The sequence below is a fragment of the Gorillibacterium massiliense genome (assembly GCF_000455485.1).
Classification (GTDB): domain Bacteria; phylum Bacillota; class Bacilli; order Paenibacillales; family NBRC-103111; genus Gorillibacterium; species Gorillibacterium massiliense.
In genome coordinates, this window is sequence record NZ_CBQR020000072.1 from 18,451 (window position 1) to 39,313 (window position 20,863).

General features: G+C 52.7%; 23 protein-coding genes. 18 read left to right on the forward strand and 5 right to left on the reverse strand.

The features are described from left to right. Nucleotides 1-221 precede the first annotated feature (221 nt). Genes TJ79_RS08255 through TJ79_RS08270 form a run of 4 tightly spaced genes read right to left on the reverse strand, consistent with a single transcriptional unit; the run spans nt 222 to nt 3,591 of the window. Nucleotides 222-1,355, reverse strand: coding sequence for an ABC transporter permease subunit (locus tag TJ79_RS08255; protein ID WP_040949823.1), 1,134 nt, complete (start codon nt 1,353-1,355; stop codon nt 222-224). After that, nucleotides 1,352-2,287, reverse strand: coding sequence for an ABC transporter ATP-binding protein (locus TJ79_RS08260; RefSeq protein ID WP_081756784.1), 936 nt, complete (start codon nt 2,285-2,287; stop codon nt 1,352-1,354). Before TJ79_RS08260 ends, TJ79_RS08255 begins: the two co-directional genes overlap by 4 nt. Further along, nucleotides 2,277-3,056, reverse strand: coding sequence for a hypothetical protein (locus TJ79_RS08265; RefSeq protein WP_040949824.1), 780 nt, complete (start codon nt 3,054-3,056; stop codon nt 2,277-2,279). Before TJ79_RS08265 ends, TJ79_RS08260 begins: the two co-directional genes overlap by 11 nt. Beyond that, a complete protein-coding gene (locus TJ79_RS08270; protein ID WP_040949825.1) occupies nt 3,046-3,591 on the reverse strand; it encodes an RNA polymerase sigma factor in 546 nt (181 codons plus the stop codon). Before TJ79_RS08270 ends, TJ79_RS08265 begins: the two co-directional genes overlap by 11 nt. A 191-nt stretch (nt 3,592-3,782) precedes the next feature. Here TJ79_RS08270 and TJ79_RS08275 point away from each other — a divergent pair, with 191 nt between their 5' ends. The 15 genes from TJ79_RS08275 to TJ79_RS08350 all read left to right on the forward strand — a co-directional run bounded on the left by TJ79_RS08275 (nt 3,783) and on the right by TJ79_RS08350 (nt 17,219). Next, nucleotides 3,783-4,097, forward strand: coding sequence for a DUF1806 family protein (locus tag TJ79_RS08275; protein WP_040949826.1), 315 nt, complete (start codon nt 3,783-3,785; stop codon nt 4,095-4,097). Further along, nucleotides 4,094-4,840 (forward strand): PIG-L family deacetylase, encoded by a 747-nt coding sequence (locus tag TJ79_RS08280; protein ID WP_052339398.1) that lies wholly within the window; start codon nt 4,094-4,096, stop codon nt 4,838-4,840. Before TJ79_RS08275 ends, TJ79_RS08280 begins: the two co-directional genes overlap by 4 nt. A 213-nt stretch (nt 4,841-5,053) precedes the next feature. After that, nucleotides 5,054-5,953: a LysR family transcriptional regulator gene (locus TJ79_RS08285; protein WP_040949827.1), complete on the forward strand. Its 900-nt coding sequence runs from the start codon at nt 5,054-5,056 to the stop codon at nt 5,951-5,953. A 257-nt stretch (nt 5,954-6,210) separates the two neighbouring features. Further along, the gene (locus tag TJ79_RS08290) at nt 6,211-7,119 is read left to right on the forward strand and encodes a transporter substrate-binding domain-containing protein (protein ID WP_040949828.1); all 909 of its coding nucleotides are present in this window, start codon (nt 6,211-6,213) and stop codon (nt 7,117-7,119) included. A 26-nt stretch (nt 7,120-7,145) separates the two neighbouring features. Then, complete coding sequence (locus tag TJ79_RS08295; protein WP_040949829.1) at nt 7,146-7,928, forward strand: amino acid ABC transporter permease; 783 nt, start codon at nt 7,146-7,148, stop codon at nt 7,926-7,928. After that, the gene (locus TJ79_RS08300; protein ID WP_040949830.1) at nt 7,925-8,635 is read left to right on the forward strand and encodes an amino acid ABC transporter permease; all 711 of its coding nucleotides are present in this window, start codon (nt 7,925-7,927) and stop codon (nt 8,633-8,635) included. The genes TJ79_RS08295 and TJ79_RS08300 overlap by 4 nt, the downstream gene beginning before the upstream one ends. Next, nucleotides 8,632-9,384 (forward strand): amino acid ABC transporter ATP-binding protein, encoded by a 753-nt coding sequence (locus TJ79_RS08305; RefSeq protein WP_040949831.1) that lies wholly within the window; start codon nt 8,632-8,634, stop codon nt 9,382-9,384. Before TJ79_RS08300 ends, TJ79_RS08305 begins: the two co-directional genes overlap by 4 nt. 18 nt (nt 9,385-9,402) lie before the next feature. Further along, complete coding sequence (locus TJ79_RS08310) at nt 9,403-10,413, forward strand: LLM class flavin-dependent oxidoreductase (protein WP_040949832.1); 1,011 nt, start codon at nt 9,403-9,405, stop codon at nt 10,411-10,413. A gap of 42 nt (nt 10,414-10,455) precedes the next feature. Then, the gene (locus TJ79_RS08315; RefSeq protein WP_052339399.1) at nt 10,456-11,688 is read left to right on the forward strand and encodes an amidohydrolase; all 1,233 of its coding nucleotides are present in this window, start codon (nt 10,456-10,458) and stop codon (nt 11,686-11,688) included. Beyond that, nucleotides 11,681-12,847: an N-methyl-L-tryptophan oxidase gene (gene solA, locus TJ79_RS08320; protein ID WP_040949833.1), complete on the forward strand. Its 1,167-nt coding sequence runs from the start codon at nt 11,681-11,683 to the stop codon at nt 12,845-12,847. Before TJ79_RS08315 ends, solA begins: the two co-directional genes overlap by 8 nt. Before the next feature lie 12 nt (nt 12,848-12,859). Then, nucleotides 12,860-13,861 carry a GNAT family N-acetyltransferase gene (locus tag TJ79_RS28545; RefSeq protein ID WP_081756786.1) on the forward strand — a complete coding sequence of 334 codons (1,002 nt, stop codon included), beginning with the start codon at nt 12,860-12,862 and terminating at the stop codon, nt 13,859-13,861. Between the two features lie 25 nt (nt 13,862-13,886). Further along, the gene (locus TJ79_RS08335) at nt 13,887-15,224 is read left to right on the forward strand and encodes an LLM class flavin-dependent oxidoreductase (RefSeq protein ID WP_040949834.1); all 1,338 of its coding nucleotides are present in this window, start codon (nt 13,887-13,889) and stop codon (nt 15,222-15,224) included. A 145-nt stretch (nt 15,225-15,369) separates the two neighbouring features. Further along, nucleotides 15,370-15,867 carry a hypothetical protein gene (locus TJ79_RS25810; RefSeq protein ID WP_052339400.1) on the forward strand — a complete coding sequence of 166 codons (498 nt, stop codon included), beginning with the start codon at nt 15,370-15,372 and terminating at the stop codon, nt 15,865-15,867. 13 nt (nt 15,868-15,880) lie between these two features. Next, nucleotides 15,881-16,630, forward strand: a complete 750-nt coding sequence (locus TJ79_RS08345) for a hypothetical protein (protein WP_040949835.1) — start codon at nt 15,881-15,883, stop codon at nt 16,628-16,630. 43 nt (nt 16,631-16,673) lie between these two features. Next, entirely contained in the window at nt 16,674-17,219 is a 546-nt protein-coding gene (locus tag TJ79_RS08350) for a GNAT family N-acetyltransferase (protein ID WP_040949855.1), read from the forward strand. Nucleotides 17,220-17,221: 2 nt separating this feature from the next. Here TJ79_RS08350 and TJ79_RS08355 read toward each other — a convergent pair whose 3' ends face one another. Further along, nucleotides 17,222-17,926, reverse strand: a complete 705-nt coding sequence (locus tag TJ79_RS08355; protein WP_040949836.1) for an MBL fold metallo-hydrolase — start codon at nt 17,924-17,926, stop codon at nt 17,222-17,224. A 351-nt stretch (nt 17,927-18,277) separates the two neighbouring features. Here TJ79_RS08355 and TJ79_RS08360 point away from each other — a divergent pair, with 351 nt between their 5' ends. The 3 genes from TJ79_RS08360 to hemH all read left to right on the forward strand — a co-directional run bounded on the left by TJ79_RS08360 (nt 18,278) and on the right by hemH (nt 20,831). Beyond that, the gene (locus TJ79_RS08360; protein ID WP_040949837.1) at nt 18,278-18,982 is read left to right on the forward strand and encodes a hypothetical protein; all 705 of its coding nucleotides are present in this window, start codon (nt 18,278-18,280) and stop codon (nt 18,980-18,982) included. A gap of 121 nt (nt 18,983-19,103) precedes the next feature. After that, nucleotides 19,104-19,550: an SMI1/KNR4 family protein gene (locus tag TJ79_RS08365; RefSeq protein WP_040949838.1), complete on the forward strand. Its 447-nt coding sequence runs from the start codon at nt 19,104-19,106 to the stop codon at nt 19,548-19,550. Nucleotides 19,551-19,790: 240 nt separating this feature from the next. Further along, nucleotides 19,791-20,831 (forward strand): ferrochelatase, encoded by a 1,041-nt coding sequence (hemH, locus tag TJ79_RS08370; protein WP_040949839.1) that lies wholly within the window; start codon nt 19,791-19,793, stop codon nt 20,829-20,831. The last annotated feature ends 32 nt before the right edge of the window (nt 20,832-20,863 follow it).

Genomic DNA, 20,863 nt, shown 5'->3' on the forward strand with positions numbered 1-20,863 from the left:
TAACAACGGACGCAATTAGAAGGAAAGACCAAGAAGCAAGCACTCGGGCTTGAATTACGAAAAACCAAGGAACGAAGCGATATAATCTCGCCGGCTCCTTGGTTTTTGCGTTTTTTCAGGGGATAGGGGAAGCTCCCGGTTTCTTTCGCTAGGCGAGCCAGCGAATTTTTCTGCAGAAAGAAAAGGCCTGGACTCAGGGTCCGGGCGTCTTCGAATGGTTCTCACACCCTCAACCTGCGAGCAAAGGCTTTGGGAATAAGCGCAAGAGCGACGGCCGCCAATGCAACGGAGGAGACAATGGCAAGGGGCAGATACAAGACGGGGTATCCGAACACATTAAAGGATTTGTAGCTGCCGATGAGCGACGTGTTCGACATGATGCTGGTAGAGAAGAAGGCGATCCATTTTCCGAGAATACCTGGAAACGAGAACAGCGGCAGGAAAACGAGTACCGCAGCAAGTCCCAGGCTGCTCAAGCTGCTCTTGAGGGAAGCCGAGATCAGGGCGGTAAAGAGACAAAGACCGCATGCCCCCAGCAAAGTCATGGCGTACAGCAGCAGGAAGCCTTGAATTAGCGTCCAGTCATAGGGGCTCGTTCTATATAAATAAAGGCTGTTCAGCGGAGCGTCCCATCTCAAGAAGCCATAGGGCAGGCAAGAGGCCAAAACGCTGACGCCGAAAAAGACGGTTACCCAACCGATGGTAAAGATTAATCCGGCCAACAGTTTGGCCCGAACGATGGGGAGCCTTCCTTTCCGGCTGGACAAGATCAGCGCATCCATCCGGTGCCCGGCTTCCCCGGAATAAAGCGAACAGAGCGCCAGCACCATGATGAGGCCGATAAAGAGCGAGCCGGGCGGGGAGGCGATGTAATAGATCAGGTCTCTCCAGACATCCGTCACGTAAAAACCGGGAGTCTTTACGTCATCCAGCATCCTCAGCTTTTTTTGCATATCCTTGTACGCGAAGGTGTTCGTTTCTCCACTGGACTCCAATTGCCGCTTATCTTTCCGGAGCTCGTTCAGTTCGGCTTTGAATAGATCCGATTGATAGGCGGAGCCGGCGTATTCCTGCTCCAGCACACGTTTCATGACTTCCTCATGGGGGCCGGGATAAAAAGAGGCAGACGTCTCATATAACCGGGGTTCGTATTTCTTGGCCAGCGCTGGCTGGATGGGGCCTTCGTGGGACGAGACAAGCTTGGGATTCTCCCGATAGGCGGTCAACAGACTATTCGGCTCGGAATGTCTCGTTTGGATAAAATAGAAGACGGTCAGCGCCAGGCAGCCTAAAATGGCAATGATCACCCTGCGGTTCAAAATCTTCCGCAGCTCAAACCCAATCAACCGCTTCATCGGGCGATCCCCCCTCTCTTGAATACCTTGGCGATGGCGCTTTTGGCGAGTCGGTCATCCGATTCGGGAGTCATCGTCTGGAAGATGCTCATATACACGTCCTCCAGACAAGGCTCCGCCGCGACCGCGCTGTCACAGGGCGCCTCTTTGGACACCACTCGCAGGTCCAATCCTCCTTCCGCTTGCTGCATATTGACGACGATGCCTTTTTCCGCGATGCGGGCTAACTGTCTGTCCGGGACAACGGCTTGCCAAACCTCACCCCGAAGCGGCGAAGTCAACTCGCCGATGGTGCCTTGGCGCAGCAATTGACCCTGTTTCATCAGTAGCACCTGTTTGGCGGTATGGTCGATATCGGATACGATATGGGTCGATAACAGGACGATACGCTCGCTGGCGATTTCGGTAAGAAAGTTGCGGAACCGTACACGTTCCATCGGGTCTAGGCCGACGGTAGGCTCATCGAGAATGAGGATGCGAGGATTGTTTAGCATTGCCTGCATGATGCCAAGGCGCCGCTTCATGCCGCCGGAGTATTTGCCGCATTTTTTGTCCAGTTCATTTTCAAGATTGACGGTTTTGGCTAAATCTTCGATGCGTTCGTCCGCTTCTTCCTTGCTCAAGCCTTTAAGAGCGGCGATGTAATGCAAAAACTTGCGGGCGGTAAAATGATTGTACATGCCTAACTCCTGGGGCAAATACCCCAGTTGGGCGCGATATTGATCGTTCAGCTCGCTCTTGTCCATTCCATCCAGCAGCACCTTTCCGCCGGTCGGCTGCAGAACGTCGGACAGGATGCGCATGAGCGTCGTTTTTCCGGTTCCGTTAGGCCCGAGCAAGCCGTAGATGCCCGGGACCATCGTAAAAGAGACGTGATCCAATATTCTTTTCCTGCCGAAATCCTGTACGATACCGCAAAGCTTAAGCTCCAAGTAAAACCCCTCCTCTCGTAATATCCCGGCTGTTCATGGCCAAGGCCCCGCCTAACACCAGCGCTCCGGCTCCCGCCAGTCCCCAAAGCCAAACGAGTCCGACGGAGGCCGCCCAAGCGATGACAACATTCATTGATAGGAGGATTAGCCAAAAGACAGGCAGCAAGGCCAACATGACAGCCAGTTGTCCGAAGCTGCGAATGCGGGTGGCCGCAAACAGAGCGGCTCCGGCATTCACGAACAGCGGAATGCACCAGAGGAGCGCCACTCTCAGCAGCATCCCGCTGTCTTCGGCAGGGAAAAAGCGGAAGGAGGCGGCCGTATTCATGAGAACGGCAAGCAGTCCCATCAGCAGCAGCCGGGCTTGCAGATACCAATGCAGGGGAATGCGCAAGCTCCGGGTCAGTTCTCCCATGCCGCAAAGCGACTGCCGGGCCGTACCTGCTACGCATACCAGGTAAGGGATGCAGCCGATTACGGGCAATATTAAAAGCGGAGGAAGCACCTCGCGCCCGCTTAACAGGAAATAGCCAAGCAAAAAGAACAGAATCCCCAGCAGCGCTTCCTTCCACAAGCCTTGGGCGCAAACGATTTTCAGCTTATCCTGTAAGCGAAGGGGGGAAGGCGGGAGCGGGGCGGGCAAGCCCGCCCGGGCTTTGCGCCATCTCGCCATAGCCTCTTCGACGAAGCCTTTGGGCAGCGGGTGCACGGGTAACAGCCGAATGGCGGTTTCGATCGGTTCTGTCTTGGAAGTTTCGTCACCGTTCATTTCGCGTCTCCTTTCTTAAATGCGGGGAGGGGCTTATCTTACTCACTGTTTGATCCGCCCTGCCGCCAAGGGAATCCCGCAACCGGATCAGCGCCCGCCGTATCCGGGACTTGACCGTCGCCTCCGATTCTTCCGTGACGGCTGCGATTTCCGAATAGGTCAATTCATTTTTATAGCGCAGGATCAGGGCGTCTCGTTGACTGTCGGGCAGTTCCTGAATGGCTTGGTAGACCTGTCTCACGTCTTCCCGCAGCAGAACGCCGTCCAGAAAATCGCCCTCTGCCGCCAGTCGCTCATCCAGGCTTTGGTTCAATCCCGCCTGCCTGACGGCTTTGCTGCGTATGTAATCGATGCAGAGATGATGGGCAATAGCTAGCAGCCACGCCTTGAAGTTGCCCTCCTCCCCGCGGTAGGTATTCAGCTTCGTCCATGCTTTTTCATAGGTCATCTGGGACAGGTCCCACGCCAAATCGGCGTCATGGACTTTCCATCGAATGAAGCGGTAGATGTCGTCATACGTTTGTCGGATCAGCAATTCGACAGCCGCTTCATTTCCTTGCTTAGCCCAGTTGACGAGCTTGTCCTCTTTAATCGGCGTTCTCTCCTTTCCCGCATCCCTCTATATTACGAAATCCTGGAAGAAATCGATGCATCATACTTAACCGGACCCTTTTGTGATAGGATTAGAGAGCAATTGAACTTTATGAGAAAAGAGAAGGCATGATGATGGACAAAATAGTCAAAACCGAAGTAACTGCCGCGCTGCAAGCGTTCGTTGGAGCAGACGCTTATTTTCACAGTGAGGCGACTTCCTATGTTTTCGTGCGCAATTTCAAGGTCAAGGTGACCCATGCCTACATCGCAGGGGACGGACCGACTTATCGTGTGGCGCTCCGCTTCGACGGACACGGCTGGCTGCGAATGGAAGCCCTAACCCATTTTGAGATGGATAAGGAAGGCCGCCTTCTGCTGGCTGGCTTTGATGATAAGGGCCGCATGAATGTGGCGCTGCACGTGGGAAAGGAGCCATTTCCGGAATGATGAAAAATCAATATAACCAACCGCGCAAACTGCTTGCCGTCCTCGCGCATCCCGATGACGAATCGTTTATTTGTGGAGGGACGCTGGCTAAATATGCAGCCGCCGGAGTGGACATTACGCTGGTCAGCGCCACCCGGGGGGAAATGGGACGGAGGATGGGCAATCCGCCGTATCTCAATCGGGAGACGATCGCCGCAGCCCGTGAAATCGAGCTTCGCCAAGCCTGCGACAGCCTGGGAATCCGGGAACTGATGTTTTTTGACATCCGCGATAAAACCGTTGAGTTTCATGATGAAGAACTTTTAACCGCACGAATTGCGGCTCTTATCGACGAGATCGATCCCGATGTGATGCTTACTTTTCATGAAACCTTGGGCGGGCATCCCGATCATTGCGCCATCGGTAAAGCGGCGACGGCGGCCTTTTTGCAGAAAGAACGCCGGGGGGCGCTCTATTTCATCACTTTTGGTGAAGCGATGGAACGTCCGGAACGATATGGCTACAGCCGCGAAGATATCATGAAAATCGACGTGTTCGCTCATTTGAAAGCGAAGCTGGCCGCCTTTCGCGCTCACCGCTGTCAGTCGGAGATTGATGAATGGGTGTGGCTGCCGGATCAAGACGCGCTGACCCACTTTGGTCGGCACGAGTATTTTATTAAAGGGGCCCCAAATGCAAAGGTTGCGGATCGCCATGACTTGTTTCCCTATGAGGAAAAGGTGGCCGAGGATTCCGCCGTTTAGAATAATCTGAGTACCCTTAAGAAGGAGCCGTCCACGGATCGGCTTCTTTTTTTGTTGCTGTGGAAAAATAATAAAGGAAGGCCAAAGTGACGCCTAAGTATTGTAATAAAATGTTAATAACGGTGCCGCTTCGTGAAATTCCCTTTACTTCCTCCTAAATCCGAGTTATCTTATTGGAAAATAATAATTTAAACCTGCCGGGAGGTGGTTCGCATGAATATCGAGAATATCGAGGCGTTTGTCTATGTTATCCATTTCGGCAGCTTCAATAAAGCGGCGGAAGCGTTGTACCTGTCCCAGCCTTCAGTGACGGCGCGGATTCAGACCCTCGAACGGGAGCTGGACTGCCGTTTGTTCGACCGGCAGGGCAAGCAGATTCAGATCACCGAAGAGGGCAGGCGGTTTCTTCCCTACGCCCAGCAGCTTCTGCTCACCTATCAGAAGGGCAAGCTCCACATCAACCGGAAAAACGCGCTTCCTCAAGAGTTCCGTATCGGGTGTACCGTGTCGGTTGCCAACTACATCATTCCTGTGCTGCTGCCGCGGCTTGCGGCGCTGTTCCCGCAGACCCGCTACAAATTCGTGACGGGGCCAACGGACGAATTGGTCGGCAAGGTGCTGAACAAAGAAGTCGACATCGCCTTCGTTCGCAATGTGAACCACCCTTCCCTGCATTCTGAAAAATTTTATGAAGACCCCATCTCCCTATATGTTTATAAAGGCCACCCGTTTATCGGCAAAGAGAAGGTGACCGTGGAGGAAATCGCGGAGCAGCCCCTCGTCTTTTTTGAATGCGGGGCGCTGGATTGGTTGAGAATCCATCGGGTCTTCGAGCATCTGGAGCATCCGCCGAATATCCGCATTCAAACGGACAATTCGGAAATGGCGAAGAAGCTGGTCGTGGGCAAGGCCGGAATCGCTTTTCTGCCCGGCTTATGCACGAGGATCGAAGCGGCAGATGATCAGCTTGTTCCGGTTCCTGTCGAGGAAACGGCGGGAATCGCCTTGCAGACCAACGTCATCTCCAATATCGGGGAGCATTCCCAGGTGGTTCAGGGAATCATGGACATCGGCAGGCAGTTGTTCGAAGACAGGAGTCCGGCAGCGAGGTAAGCAACAATGAAGTGGAAGGAATCCATGTCAGGGCGCCGAGTGTCCTTGAGCCGGTCGGGTTGTGAAAACCTGACCGGCTTATTCGTGTATTCCAATCGTACTAATTAGAATTATTAGAATATTAAATTCGTTTATAGAAGATATCTATTATCGCAACTCAGGGCGTTGTGATATTCTTAGTCCTAACATCAAATTCATACTTAACCGCTAGGAATTGTAAGTTTAACAAAATGTGAATAAGTGGAGGGGACTTCTCAATGAAAAAAGGGTTTGGGTTGGCGTCGGCTTTGGTTCTGGCTTTAACGCTCGCGGCTTGTGGCGATAACGGTGGCGGAAACTCCGGTAGTTCGAGCAAAGCGGAGGCGGCCACGGACACGGCAAAAAGCTCCACTGTCGCTTCCGCATCTCCGAGCGCTTCAGCAGCGGCTGAAACAAGTGCGCCCGAGAAAGTGAAAAAGATCATCGTAGGCACGGGCAACCAATTTCCCAAGGTAGCTTTCGTAGACGATAAGGGAAAGTTGACGGGTTTTGATGTGGAACTGGTGCGCGAAATCGATAAACGACTGCCCGAATATGAGTTCGATCTGCAGGTGCTCGATTTTACCAACATTCTGCTCAGTCTGGAGACGAAGAAAATCGACTTGGCCGCCCACGAATTCGAAAAGAACCCGGAGCGTGAAGCTAAGTACTTGTTTAACAAGGAGCCTTATGCTCACTGGAAAAACAAAATTATCGTCGCGAAGACCAATAACGACCCCATTGAGTCTCTTGACGATCTGAAAGGCAAAAAGTTCTTAACGACGGCGACCAGCGCGGAAGCGACGATCCTGGAGAATTACAATAAGGAACATAATAATGCCCTCAAAATCGTTTATTCCGGTGGGGGAGCCAACGATACGGTCCAGCAAATCACCTCGGGACGGGTAGATGCCGCTATCGGCGCGGACTTCACGCTTCCGCTTATCGATCCTCAAGGCAAGTTGAAAACGGCCGGTAAAGAATTGAGCGAGTCGGATATTTTGTTTGTATTCCGCAAAAACGACCCGGATGAGCAGAAGCTGGCGGACGCGGTGGACCGCGCGATCGTGGAGATTCGGAATGATGGCACGTTAGCCAAATTGAGTAAGGAATGGCTCGGGTTTGACGCGACCGCAAGCGAAAAATAATCCCATTCGGGAAAGGAGGCAGGAAGATGGGGGCACCCTTCGATATTGGCTTTGTGTACGATTATTTCGTGAAGCTGCTGCCCTATATCGGCATCTCGCTTGCCATCGTGGCCGGTTCCATCGGCGTGGGTCTCATCGTCGGGTTTCTCGTCGCCCTGCCGCGGCTGTACCGGGTGCCCGTATTGAAGATGGCTTCTCAGCTCTACGCTTCCTTTTTTCGAGGGACGCCGATCCTGATTCAGCTCTTCCTGATTTATTACGGGTTGCCCGAGCTGCTTAAGCTGATTTCCATCGACGTATCGAAAGCACCTGTGTTGGTATTCGTCATCTTGGCCTACGGCCTGCACAGCGGGGCTTTTGTTTCCGAAGGAATCCGCGCTGCCGTTTCAGCAGTGGATCGGGGTCAGGTGGAGGCGGCTTATGCCGTAGGGATGTCGGGCTATCAGGCGTTCATCCGCATCGTCTTTCCACAGGCGTTGGCGATTTCCATTCCCATTCTGGCTAATCTGATCATCGCGACGCTGAAGGACACGTCTCTCGCATTTACTTTGGGCGTCATGGAACTGACCGGGAAGTCCCAAACGCTATTTACGATCTCCAGACATGTGGTGGAAAGCTATCTGGCTCTCGCTATCGTGTACTTCATTCTCAGCTTCTTCTTGGAGCGGCTGTTCAACCTGATGGAGCGGAGGCTTTTGAAGCACGAAGCTTCGACGGCAAAGGATGAGAGAGTGCCGATGGGCAAAAAATGGCTGAACCGTAAACTGAACGCGGATATATCCTTAGGCCAAGGAGGCGCCGGAGCATGAGCATTGATTTTCCCTATATCGGGACCGCGCTTTGGAAGCTGTTGCCCGCCCTTCCGACTACTCTGTACATCACGTTCGTATCGGTTGCTTGCGGGCTTATCATTGGCACTATCGTTGCTTTTGCCCGGATCTATAAGGTTCCGGTGTTGAGTCAACTCGGTACCGCCTACGTCACCATCGTCCGCGGAACGCCGATGCTGACCCATCTGCTTTTGATCTACTTCGGCTTATCCATGATTCTCGACAGCTTGTCTGTCAAATACGGCTGGTCCTTTAATTCGGTATCCATTCCGATGATCGGCTTTGCCTATATTTCCTTCTCCATCACGGCCGGAGCCTATCTGGCGGAGGTAGTCCGGTCCGGGCTGTTGGCGGTGGATAAGGGACAACTGGAAGCGGCCCATGCCGTCGGCATGACGACGTTCCAAGGGCTGCGGCGCATCGTGTTTCCTCAAGCTTTTGCGGCTGCGCTGCCCAATCTGTCCAATTCGCTGATCGGGATGCTTCACGGCTCTACCCTCGCTTTTACCGTATCGGTGGTGGATATCAACGCCAAAGCCCAGATCATCGCCACGACCAACTGGAAGTTCTCCGAGGCATATCTGGCGGCGGCGCTCCTGTTCTGGGGGCTAACCATTCTGATTGAGAGAGGCGCGTCCTTTTTGGAAAAACGCATCAACGTCTACAACCGCGGAGGTGTGGCATGATCAAGCTGACGGGAATCCAAAAGTCTTTCGGTCGCCATGAGGTCTTGAAGGGCATCGATTTGACGGTGCAAAAGGGCGAAGTCGTCGCCATCTTAGGGCCCAGCGGGTCGGGGAAAACGACGCTGCTCCGGTGCATCAACTATCTGGAACGGCCGAATGATGGGGAGATCGCCATTGGAGATTTCAGCATCAGTTGCAAGAAGCCGCAGAAGAAAGACATTCATACTTTGCGGGGGAAATCCGCAATGGTTTTCCAGCAGTATAACCTGTTCCGCCATAAGACGGCGCTAGAGAACGTGATGGAAGGGCTTGTGATTGTGAAAAAGCTGCCGAAGGAGGAAGCGCGGCAACGAAGTGTTGAGTTGTTGGAAAAGGTTGGGCTTGGAGGCAAGCAGGATGCCTATCCGAGCCAGCTGTCCGGCGGCCAGCAGCAGCGCGTCGGCATTGCCCGAGCGTTGGCGTTGAATCCCGAAGTCATTTTATTCGACGAACCGACCTCCGCCCTTGATCCGGAATTGGTTGGTGAGGTGCTGGCGGTCATCCGCAAAATCGCCAAGGAAGGCATCACGATGATCATCGTGACTCATGAAATGGGTTTTGCCCAGGACGTGGCCAACCACGTGGTGTTCATGGACGGAGGCGTCATCGTGGAGGAAGGGACGCCCCGAGAGCTGTTCCAGTCGCCGAAGGAAGAGCGGACCAAACAGTTCCTGGCGAGATTTACGCCGGAGTTCACGTATTCCATTTAAACGAACGGAGTGGTAGGGATGACCTTGAAATTCGGCATATTGGACCAAAGCATCATATTCCCCGGCCAGACGCCGGAGCAGGCGCTGGCTAATACCGTCAAGCTCGCCCAATTGGCGGAATCCCTCGGCTTCGAACGGTTCTGGGTATCGGAGCACCACGATTCTCCCGGGTTGGCCGGCACGTCGCCGGAGGTGCTCATTTCCCATCTTCTCGCCCGAACGGAAAAAATCCGCATCGGCTCAGGGGGTGTCATGCTCCAGCACTACAGTCCCTATAAGGTGGCGGAAAATTTCAACGTGCTGGCCGCCTTGGCGCCGGGGCGGGTGGATTTGGGCATCGGCCGTGCGCCGGGGGGACTGCCCCGCTCAACGAAGGCGCTGCAGCGGGGAGTGACGGAGCCGGAGTCCTTGGAGGAAAAGCTGACCGAGTTGGAGCAGCTGCGGTTCGGTCCTCTTGGGGAAGACCATCCCTTGGCGGGCCTTACGGCCGACCCGCTTCCGGCCCAGCCAGCGGAAATTTATCTGCTTGGCACCAGCGTATCCAGCGCCCGTCTCGCCGCCGAACGGGGATATCCCTACGCCTTTGCGCTCTTCCTTAATAACGATCCGGAGACGGCGAAGCAAGCCTTCGACCTGTACCGGGAGCGGTTCAACCGGGAAAAGGGCGGGGAACCCCGCACTCTTCTGGCCCTATCCGTCATCGTCTCGGACACGGAGGAGGAGGCGGCGGAGCTTGCCGGGGAATTTAAAACCGTGCGGGTCACCTTCGCCAGCGGGAAAACGGTAAACGTTCGCTCTCTTGAAGATGCGGAGAAGTTCGCCATTCAGACGGGGGAAAGCTACACCGCCGAGGTTCACGACGCGGACATCACACGGGGCACAAAAGAGACAGTTCGAAAACGCTTATTGGAGCTGCGGGATGCTTTTGACGCGGATGAACTGATCATTACCACGATCGTTCCTGATTTTGCAAAACGGGTGCGCAATTTGGAACTGTTGAAAGAAGCTTTCGCGGAGCAGCCGGTATAGGCGGACGGCACGGGAGCGGATAGCTGGAGGGAGTATAGGAATATGGGTATTTGGACTGTGGAAAAACTGGAAACCAAACTGATTGGCTACCGTCGTCATCTCCACGCTCACCCCGAGCTCTCGGGGGAAGAGCATGAGACGACGAAGACGATTCGGAAATGGCTGCGGGATGATGGGATACGCCTCGCAGATTATCCGTTGAAAACCGGAGTCGTCGCTGAAATCGGGGGGTTGCGCGGCGGGCCGGTCATCGCCATCCGGGCGGACATCGACGCGCTGCCTGTTCAAGAGGAGACGGAGCTGCCATTCGCTTCCCAATCTCCGGGGATCATGCATGCGTGCGGCCACGATGTTCATACGGCGATCCTATTGGGCGCCGCCCAATTGCTGAAAGAACGGGAATCGGAGCTGGAAGGTACAGTCCGGCTGTTGTTTCAGCCTAACGAGGAGAAGGCGAAGGGAGCGGGGCAAGTCATCCAAAGCGGAGCACTGGAGGGAGTGAGCGCGGTATTCGGTTTGCACAACAAACCGGACTTGCCGGTAGGGACCATCGGCATAAAAGCCGGGCCGTTGATGGCGGCGGCGGACGGCTTCGCGATCCACGTTGAGGGTCGCGGCTCCCATGCTGCCGTACCGGAGGCGAGCATCGACGCCATCGTCGCATCGGCGCATATCATCACCGCGCTGCAGTCCGTCGTGAGCCGCAACGTCAGCTCTTTGGATAGCGCCGTCGTCAGCGTCACCAAGCTGAATAGCGGCACCGCTTGGAATGTCATCGCCGATAAAGCCGATCTCGAAGGCACCTTGCGCACCTTCCGCGAAGACGTCCGCGCCAAGGTGCGGCAGCGGTTCGAGCAGGTGGTCACCGGCGTTGGCGCCGCTCTCGGCGCATTGTCGTCAGTTCGCTGGATATCCGGTCCACCAGCCGTCGTCAACGATCCTTTATGGGCGGAGCGTTCTATCCGCACGGCCCGGTCTCTGGGGTTGACGGTGGTGGAGCCGGCTCCCTCTCCCGCTGGGGAAGATTTCGCCTTTTATTTGGAGAAGACGCCGGGGATCTTCTTCTTCCTGGGAACGGCGGGGCCGGAGGAGTGGCATCATCCGAAGTTTGACGCCGATGAAGCCGCTCTGCCCATTGGCGCTTCATTCTTCGCCGCACTTGCAGTCGATGCTATCGCGGCGCTAAAGGAGGAGCGAGAAGGCGGGGCAATAAGAGCCCGAAGCGCTAGAAGTGTCGGTGAGACGGTGGCGGGAGGAGGATGGGGCGATGCGTAGATTGTATGACGTCATCGTCGTCGGCGCGGGCTCCATGGGAATGGCCGCAGGATATCAGTTGGCACGCAGGGGCGTCAAAACGCTGTTGATCGACGCCTTTGACCCGCCCCACGGCAATGGCAGCCATCACGGAGAGACCCGCTTGATCCGCCACGCCTATTCCGGCGGTCCAACCTACGTGAATTTGGCGCTCCGGGCGGACCGGCTGTGGACGGAGCTGGAGGAAGAAAGCGGCGAAGAGCTGCTGGTGCGGTCGGGGGTGCTCAATATCTCCGATCCCGCGGTCTACCGCTATGAGGAGCGGTTTCAAGACGCAGCCAATCATGGAGTAGCCGTGGAGTCGCTGAACGCCGCTGAAATGCGCAAGCGCTGGCCGGGATTGCGCCTGCCTGACAGCTATCAGGCCATGTACGAGCCGAACGCGGGTTTCCTTTACAGCGAACGGTGCATCGCGGCTTACCGCAAGCTGGCCCTGCGGGCCGGAGCGGAGCTGGTGACGAACCGTGTCGTCACGGGAATCGAGCCGGGGGACGGCATCGTCGCCGTGGCGACGAAAGAAGAGACCTTCTTTGCCAGCCATGTTATCGTCAGTGCGGGGGCTTGGTTCGGCGCCTTTGCCTCCTTGATCGACCTGCCGATCCGCGCTGTCCGTAAAGTAGTTGGCTGGTTCGAGCCGGAAGATCGTAGCTTCGATGCCGGAGCGTTCCCCGGTTTTACCTTCGGTACTACCAGAGGTGGTTACTACGGCTTTCCCAGCATCGGCGGAGCCGGGGTAAAAATCGGCCGCCACGATGGCGGCGTTCCCTGGAAGCTCGGCGAAGACCCTGCTCCCTTCGGCCATTACCCGGAGGATGAGGCGGATTTGCGCCAAGCTCTTAGCCTGCTAGCTCCAGCGGCTGCGGGCAACCTTTTGCGGGGTGGCGTGTGCAAGTATGAGCTGACTCCTGACGAGGATTTCATCCTCGACGTCCATCCCGAGCACCCGAACGTGCTGCTGGCCGGCGGTTTTTCCGGGCATGGCTTTAAGTTCTCCAGCGTCGTGGGGGAACTGCTTGCAAACCGGATCGAACAGGGGGAATGGGGACAGGATATCCGGCTATTTTCCACCGGGCGTTTCACTGCTGGAGATCCGATCAAGGAAGCGACCATTCAAGGATAAGGAGGATTTCCGATGAGCGGGAACATAGATTTGCCATCTGTTGATCTTGAGGCGTATTTGCATACCCACGAGCTGCTGCGGCAAGCGGTAGCCCCATTGACCAAAGGGCAACTGCGCTGGAAAGCGGCACCGAACAAGTGGAGCGTAACGGAAATTCTCTCCCATCTGACCGATCATCATATCGTGATCTCTTTTCGCATCCGCGAGATTTTAGCCGGTTCCGCCGCCAAGCTCCCCGGCTTCAACCAGGACGCATGGGTTGCTGGCCAGAAAGCGAACGAGGCTAATGTCGAGGACATTTTGGCGATCTTCCATCATCTGCTGCACTATAACGATCAGTTGTTCCGTCGGCTGAGGGCAGACGACTGGACCAAATCCGGCGAAAATTTCAACGGGAAAGCTGTGACTCCTGCTGCTATCGTTCAATCCTTCATCGCCCACGTTGGAACCCATCTCGGTCAGATTGAGCGGACAATTCAGGCTCAAAGAGACCAAAGGGCAACGATCCGGCAGGCGGAGGCGGCTGACCGGGACGCCATCGAGCAGGTGCTTCTCGAAGCCTATCAGCAGTACGAAGTGGCTCTCGACGGGCAACGCTGGGTGGAATACAAGGAAAATATTTTGCAAGCTATCGATGCACCGACGGCAAAAGAACGGCTTGTAGCGGAACTGGACGGCCGAATCGTCGGCAGTGTATTCCTTTATGACTCGTCGGCAGCGGCCTATGGAGCGCCTCAATTGGAAATTCACAATCCGATCATCCGGCTTCTCGGGGTCTCCCGCCAAGCTCGCGGACTCGGCATCGCCACGGCATTGATCCAGGAAAGCGCCCGTCGTTCTCTGGAGTGGGGAGCAGACACGTTGCACCTGCACACGTCGGATTTGATGGAATCGGCGGTTCGGCTGTATGAACGGTTGGGCTTTGAACGGGCTTACGATAAGGAGTTCCACAACGGCCACCATTTGGTGAAAAGCTACCGGCTGCGGTTGAAGGAAGCGGCTTTGCTTTCTTAATCAAAATTATGGGAGGGACAGGAGAATGGCGAAAACGAAAAAGCTAAAGCTGGGCACGATCATTCATGGCGTCGGAGGCAACGTATCCGCATGGCGGCACCCGGAGGTCCCCGCGGATGCCAGCGTGAATCTGGAATTTTACAAGCGGCAGGCCCAAATCGCGGAATCCGGAAAATTCGATTTGGTTTTTATCGCCGACGGACTTTATATTAACGAAAAATCGATCCCCCACTTCTTGAACCGCTTCGAACCGGTCACCATCTTGTCCGCCCTTGCCGCCGTAACCCGAAACATCGGTTTGGTAGGCACGCTATCCACTTCCTACAGCGAACCGTTTACCGTATCACGCCAGTTCGCTTCTCTCGATCATATCAGTGGAGGACGCGCTGGTTGGAACGTTGTCACCTCTCCTTTGGAAGGCTCCGCAAAAAATTACGGCAAACCCGAACACCCTACCCATGACGAACGGTACCGCATCGCCGAGGAATTTTTGGAGGTGGCCCGGGGACTGTGGGATTCGTGGGAAGACGATGCGTTTGTCCGAGATAAGGAATCGGGAGTGTTTTTCGATCCTGCCAAAATGCACCGTCTAGACCATATAGGCAACTATTTCTCCGTTCAAGGGCCGCTTAACATCGCCCGTTCCGAGCAAGGCCATCCGGTGATTTTCCAGGCAGGCTCCTCCGAAAGCGGCAAACGGCTCGCCGCCAAGAGCGCAGATGCCGTGTTCACCGGCCATGAAACCATTGAGGATGCGAAGGCGTTTTACAAGGACGTCAAAGACCGGGCCGTTGCCTTTGGCCGCTCCCGGGACGACATCGCCATCTTCCCCGGAATCGGTCCGATTATCGGGGACACGGACGAGGAGGCGGAGCAGAAGTATTTGGATTTCGCGAATCTGGTGACCATCGACAAGGCGCTGGAGTACCTCGGCCGCTTTTTCGAGCACCATGATTTTTCCCAATACCCGCTGGATGCGCCCTTTCCCGATATCGGCGACTTGGGGAAAAACAGCTTCCGCAGCGGCACCGACAAAATCAAGAAAGACGCCCGCGAGCAAGGCTTGACCTTGCGCCAGGTGGCGATCCGTGCGGCTACGCCGCGAAGCGAGTTCATCGGAACGCCGCAGAAAATCGCCGACCTGCTTCAGCGCTGGTACGAAGAAGAGGCAGCGGACGGCTTCATCCTTCACGCGCCGACACCGGACGCCCTGCGCAATTTCGTGGAGAAGGTCGTGCCGATTTTACAGGAGCGGGGTATTTACCGAACGGAATACGAAGCGGACACTCTGCGAGGCAATTTGGGCTTGCCCATACCGGAAAACCGGTATACGGCGGCTGTGAAAATTGGCGTAAGCGGCTGATTGACCGAATACACAATATAGAGATAAGCGGCTTCTGGCGGCGAATGCGCCTGGAAGCCGTTTTTGCTTTTTCCAGATGAAACAAAAACAAGGAGAATGGCGTCGAAAAGAAGAAGGTGTAATCTAAAACAGGAAGAATATTCAAATGGGGGGTGCGAAGCAAACCATGCGTAAGGCCTTGATTCCACTACTGTCCATTTCGCTGATAATGCAGCTTATGCTTTCCGGCTGCAACGCGAAGGTTTCGCAAAGCAAAGAGTCCCAACTTGTTGCGAAAGAAGCGTCAACCGGTTCGCTGGATGAGCATTTATCGTTGACCTTAAAAGGAGCGGAGAGACAATTTACGACGCACAACGCGACGGCGGAAGAGGTGCTCGCGCAGATCCCGGATGCGAATATTTTCATGTACAAAAATACGATCTACAACGCCGGAGTCGATTGGGTGGACGATTTAAGACTCACGTTGGGGGAACAGGAGACCGAGATTACGGCTCGGAGAGCGCTCGGAAAAGCATTTCAAGACGGAACGGCCAACAAGCTGCCGGTGGGGACGAAGATTTTTCGCGTGAAGGAACGGAACGATGTATTAGTTGCGGATACGAAGGAAGGGTATATTCTGTTCTATCAATTGGTCGAGGGGTAGGAGTGGTTCGCGCATGATAACCAACACCCAGAAGAAGTTCAAAAGAGAGATGAAAAAGCTCGCGAAGGAGCGGTCGGCGAATTCGGAACGTCAAGCCGTTTACAGTTACATGGAGGATCAATTTACCGATGGTTCTCCCGTTATCGCGAGAAGAAGAGGCTTCAAAGGGTGGTGGGTCGTTTCCTTGGTCGTTTTCGGTGCTTTAGGCACGGCCGGTTATTTTGCGGAACATGATCGCTCAGGTATTTCCCACACGAATGGTGTTTTGGCCATGATGCTAAGGGGTACCTTTCCTCGGAATTCGACTGATGAAGGGGTAAAACGCTATCTCGACCAAACGAAGGAACAGGATGCCCGGATGATGAATGTTTTAAATGACGCCCTCGCCATCTATGGGGATGCGATGTCCGGCACCGGGGAGCGTAGCGCTTCTGTCAGCCAAATTCAATCGAAACAGCAAGAAGCACGCACTCTTTTGGCTAACGAGATTTCAACCAAAGACGTGCCGGACGGGCTGAGCGATTACCGTAGTACGCTTATGTCCAAATACAATACCGTTCTCAATGTCTTGGCATACGCAGTTCAGTCGATCCAAGATGGTGATGAAGAGAAAGACAGACAGCTCAGGGATTTGGTAGATCACTATAATGTTCTGAGCAGCCAGCAATTGGTGCAGCTTACGGGGGATTTTGACGAGATGGGAATTAAATGGAAAAAGACCGAAACGGGGATCGAATACCGGATGAACGTACGTAATCCATAGCGGGGCATTTAAATTCATAATATTAGGGGTACGACAGATGGAAATTACCGTTTTGTTATTTGAACGCGACAACCGCAGGCTCAGGGAAGAGGCGGCGGATCTTCTTGCGGAATGTTTTCCTCATGCATACGGAGATTGCGCGATGGAAGAAGTGGACATCATCTTGGCTGACGGCCGCATTGCTGTGATGGCGCTGAGCGGTGGGAATGTGGTAGGGTTGGTCGGGGCCATGCCACGGTATGGGGTTACTGCATGGGAGCTGCATCCCCTCGCGGTAAGGGCGAGCGCCCGCATGCGAGGTATTGGTACCAAGCTGCTGCAAGCCCTTGAGGCGGAATGCTCCAAACGGGGCGGCATCACTCTCTTTTTGGGGAGCGACGATGAATTCAGCCAAACGACCTTAAGCGATACGGACTTGTATGTGGATACGTATGCAAAGATTCAAGGCATTCGGAATTTGCAGGGACATCCCTATGAATTCTATCAAAAAGCGGGGTACGCTATCGTCGGCGTCATTCCGGATGCAAACGGGTTAGGCAAACCGGACATATGGATGGCAAAACGGATCGCGAGCAGACTATCTTCGTAAAGTTAAATAATCCTTACTATATGCTCGGATATTCTTGGATACTTTTCAATTACAGACGCATCATGACTGGGTAGAGGAATAATGCCCTCATTATACACCTGCTTAATAAACTCCCTATTTTTCTCTAAACTATACACATTTCCATTTGGAATCTGCCTCTCAAAGTTATCAAGCAAATAGGTTTCATCTCCAGAGATGACAAACTTTTCTTCTCCTTCATTAAAATAAATGACAGAAGATCCTTTCGTATGTCCACCGATTACCTTAAAACAAAATGAACCTTGAACTTCAAACACATCTTCAACAATCTGAATTTTTGATGTTTGCATTAGTTGACTTGTAACCTTTGGATATGCCTTTTGCATTTCCTCCCACGCATCTTTTGCAACGATTATGTCTGCTCCTTGGTACAATTCCAGATTTTCAACATGATCAAAATGTTCATGTGTTATAAAGATAATATCTGCTCTTCCCCCTGTTAAGGCAAGCACTTCCTCCTTCACATCAAGCAAATGCGTACCAAATCCCTTTGCTGTTTCCTCGCTTCGAAAACCAGTATCAAACAAAACTACCTGCTCTCCTACCTTTGCAACATAGTACAAAAACACAAACCCAGGAACCAACTCGGTTCGCTCATCATTATGATAAATTGTACGATAATCTGCATATTTAAATTCGTTTGCAAAGTGTACTGCGTAAAGTTCCATCTGATCTCACTCCATTCAATATAATAGTTTTAAAATTCTCTTGATTTCATGGCGTCTGAGCATGTGGTTACAGGCTCACTCTAATCTCGTACCTGTAAAATCATGCCATATTCTCTCCTTTGAAACAATAGATAGTTTTCAGACACGCCATAGCAACAACACTTGTTCTGCTCGTAAGGCAGAAGAAATACCTTGCCGTACAGCAAATCCAGTCCTCTAACTGAATTCAAAGCCTGATCATAATGGTGGTAATCGGTAAAATAGTTAAAAGAACTAGGAAGAAAATTACAGAAACAGATTAACGGCTTTAATAAAATAAACGGTATTAATAACAAGGGAGATGATAAATGAATGGAAGAAAAACTTGCTTTTTTAAGGAATTATAATCGTGATGTTCGAATATTAACCATCGATGAAATAAGCAGACTAAATGATAATGCAATACCAAACGAATGGAGAAGCTTGGTTTATATTGACGATAGTAAAGAGAAAATGGATAGACTGCTTAGCTTGTGGAAAAAAAGCGTAGGGTTAGAATTACGAAACACGATCTCCTATTTAAAAGAGCATCTTATAAACGTTGAAATTATGGAAATAGGAAGCGTTTATTCCGTTTTATACACAATAAGAAATTCCAAAGGAGACATTTTATATTACGAAGGACGTAATCCTCAAGAAGGTCAAAAAAACTTAGAATTAGAAGAATCATGGGATAAGATTCCTACAACGATTCGAGATTTTTATGAAAATGTTCATGATGGTTTTTATTATTATGCAAGTGAGTCTATGGGCTTAGTCCCATTAGAAGCCGTAACATTTCTTGGTGACGAAGATATTGAATGGGGTATTATTGATGACTTAGAAGAACCGATTAAAATAAACCTCGATTCTTCGTTTGGTTTTTTTACTAATGGTATGGGGAGCTATATAGCTATAGATTACTCAAATTGCGTTGATAATAATGCTACTTTTTGGTCAGCAAAAACAAAGCCTAAATATAATATAAATTTTTGGAACTATGTAGACGAGTGGATAGTAATTGGCTTTGAAGCGTAAGTTGAAAAAAAGGTTAAGGTGGGGGCTGCCCAGTGCCGTATGAAAATTATCCATTTCGGTTGTGCGCACATCACAGGCTAGTTGAAAATGGCGGTAGTAGTGATTTCAGGAGGGGTAAAAATTGAACCGAGATGAATTATATACATTTATTGAAGAACATTCGGACGATTCTGATTTTACTGGTGGGGTTTTAGACACAGACATTGCCAAAATCGAAGGGGAACTAAAGGTTGTATTTCCGCAGAGCTATAGATGGTTTTTAGAGAATTATGGTTCTGGTGGACTGTTTGGCGTTGATATTCTAGGGTGTGGAAAATCAGTAATCCCTTCTGTAGTATCGAATACTAATAGACTCCGTATTCTTGGGTTACCGTCGGAATACATTGTAATTGAAGATTGCGACGAATTCTTTTATTGTCTTGATATAGGAAATTTATTGGATGGAGAATGTCCAATTATATCATGGGATAAAGTGTCAGGATTCAGTGGGAAGCGAGCAAAGGATTTTTATGATTTTTTAGGCGAAAGACTCAGTGATGCTAAAGAGAATTGGGATGATGACTTTTAATTTATAGTTAGTGGAGCCACCACCTTCTAAGGTTAAGATTACAACTTAGGAGACGGTAGAAGCTTTCAGCCTGTCGGAGATGAAAATGGGCTTTTCATTGTGGCGACGGCGGGGCGGAATTGGTTCCTTACTCAAAAGCCATCCCGGCCTTTTCCCGCGGCGGTCAATATAAAAGGTTGCCCCGAGCCGTTTTCCCTTTCGGAAATCTCTTTATCTATCGAGTAGGAGGCAGTTGCGTTCATGGATAGTCAGCCTATTGGCGTGCTTTTGTCCCAGATTGGGACCCCGCCGGAACCGACGGCGAAGGCGGTACGCCGGTATTTGAAACGGTTTTTATCGGACCGCCGGGTCATCGATACTTCACCCTTGATCTGGCAGCCGATTCTGCGGGGGATCGTCCTTCGCGTCCGACCTAAAAAGTCGGCAGTATTATACCGCTACATTTGGACGGAGCACGGTTCGCCGCTTCATCTGCATTCCCGCATGCAGCAAAAGGGCTTGCAAAAGCGGCTCGGTTCCGGCTTTCATGTGGAACTTGGACTGGCTTACAGCGAACCGGATGTCGAGCAGGCGATTGCGGCTTTTGAACAAGCTGGCATTACGCGGATTGTCATTCTGCCCATGTTTCCGCAATATTCGTCCACGACGACGGCAACGGTCTATGATTCGGTAAGCTTTGCCGCTTTAGGCAAGAGAAGGGCGGACGGGCCTGCGGCGAAACGGTTCGTACCGGCGCTGCGATTCATCGATGCTTACTATGATCATCCCGGTTATATTGAGGCGATGCGGCAGCATCTAGATAAGGTCATGGCCGCTATGCCGGTGAAGCCGGATCATGTTGTGCTCAGCTTTCACGGTATACCGGAGCGGTACGCGGATACGGGTGATCCATACCCGGAGCAATGCCGGGAAACCGCCGGTAGATTGGCTGAAGCCATGGGGTGGCATGAGAAGGAGTGGACGTTAAGCTTCCAGTCGCGTTTTGGCAGGGAACGCTGGGTAGGTCCTGCGACAATGGAGGTTTTGCACGGATTGCCTACCGCAGGGGTAAGGAATCCCCTAGTGTTTTCCCCAGGGCTGGTGACAGATTGTCTGGAGACGCTGCATGAGTTGGCGGTGGAAGGCCGGGAAGTTTTTGCGGCGGCTGGTGGAGAGGCGGATCAGTACTCTGTTTCCCCTTGTTTAAACGCTGATGAGACATGGCTTGATTTTTTGGCTGAGCTCATTCGGGAAAATGCTCAAGGATGGAGTCAGTCTGCGGCTAAGAGCGTGCCGCTCTGATGTGGAGTCTGCCTGTGGCTGAGAGCATTCAG

Coding starts and splice junctions, on each gene's coding strand:
- TJ79_RS08280 (WP_052339398.1), top strand. CDS start 4,094: ATGATGAAAAATCAATATAACCAACCGCGCAAACTGCTTGCCGTCCTC.
- TJ79_RS08300 (WP_040949830.1), top strand. CDS start 7,925: ATGAGCATTGATTTTCCCTATATCGGGACCGCGCTTTGGAAGCTGTTG.
- TJ79_RS08355 (WP_040949836.1), bottom strand. CDS start 17,926: ATGGAACTTTACGCAGTACACTTTGCAAACGAATTTAAATATGCAGAT.
- hemH (WP_040949839.1), top strand. CDS start 19,791: ATGGATAGTCAGCCTATTGGCGTGCTTTTGTCCCAGATTGGGACCCCG.
- TJ79_RS08360 (WP_040949837.1), top strand. CDS start 18,278: ATGGAAGAAAAACTTGCTTTTTTAAGGAATTATAATCGTGATGTTCGA.
- TJ79_RS08345 (WP_040949835.1), top strand. CDS start 15,881: ATGATAACCAACACCCAGAAGAAGTTCAAAAGAGAGATGAAAAAGCTC.
- TJ79_RS08295 (WP_040949829.1), top strand. CDS start 7,146: ATGGGGGCACCCTTCGATATTGGCTTTGTGTACGATTATTTCGTGAAG.
- TJ79_RS08335 (WP_040949834.1), top strand. CDS start 13,887: ATGGCGAAAACGAAAAAGCTAAAGCTGGGCACGATCATTCATGGCGTC.
- TJ79_RS08290 (WP_040949828.1), top strand. CDS start 6,211: ATGAAAAAAGGGTTTGGGTTGGCGTCGGCTTTGGTTCTGGCTTTAACG.
- TJ79_RS08255 (WP_040949823.1), bottom strand. CDS start 1,355: ATGAAGCGGTTGATTGGGTTTGAGCTGCGGAAGATTTTGAACCGCAGG.
- TJ79_RS08265 (WP_040949824.1), bottom strand. CDS start 3,056: ATGAACGGTGACGAAACTTCCAAGACAGAACCGATCGAAACCGCCATT.
- TJ79_RS08285 (WP_040949827.1), top strand. CDS start 5,054: ATGAATATCGAGAATATCGAGGCGTTTGTCTATGTTATCCATTTCGGC.
- TJ79_RS25810 (WP_052339400.1), top strand. CDS start 15,370: ATGGGGGGTGCGAAGCAAACCATGCGTAAGGCCTTGATTCCACTACTG.
- TJ79_RS08315 (WP_052339399.1), top strand. CDS start 10,456: ATGGGTATTTGGACTGTGGAAAAACTGGAAACCAAACTGATTGGCTAC.
- TJ79_RS28545 (WP_081756786.1), top strand. CDS start 12,860: ATGAGCGGGAACATAGATTTGCCATCTGTTGATCTTGAGGCGTATTTG.
- solA (WP_040949833.1), top strand. CDS start 11,681: ATGCGTAGATTGTATGACGTCATCGTCGTCGGCGCGGGCTCCATGGGA.
- TJ79_RS08310 (WP_040949832.1), top strand. CDS start 9,403: ATGACCTTGAAATTCGGCATATTGGACCAAAGCATCATATTCCCCGGC.
- TJ79_RS08275 (WP_040949826.1), top strand. CDS start 3,783: ATGGACAAAATAGTCAAAACCGAAGTAACTGCCGCGCTGCAAGCGTTC.
- TJ79_RS08305 (WP_040949831.1), top strand. CDS start 8,632: ATGATCAAGCTGACGGGAATCCAAAAGTCTTTCGGTCGCCATGAGGTC.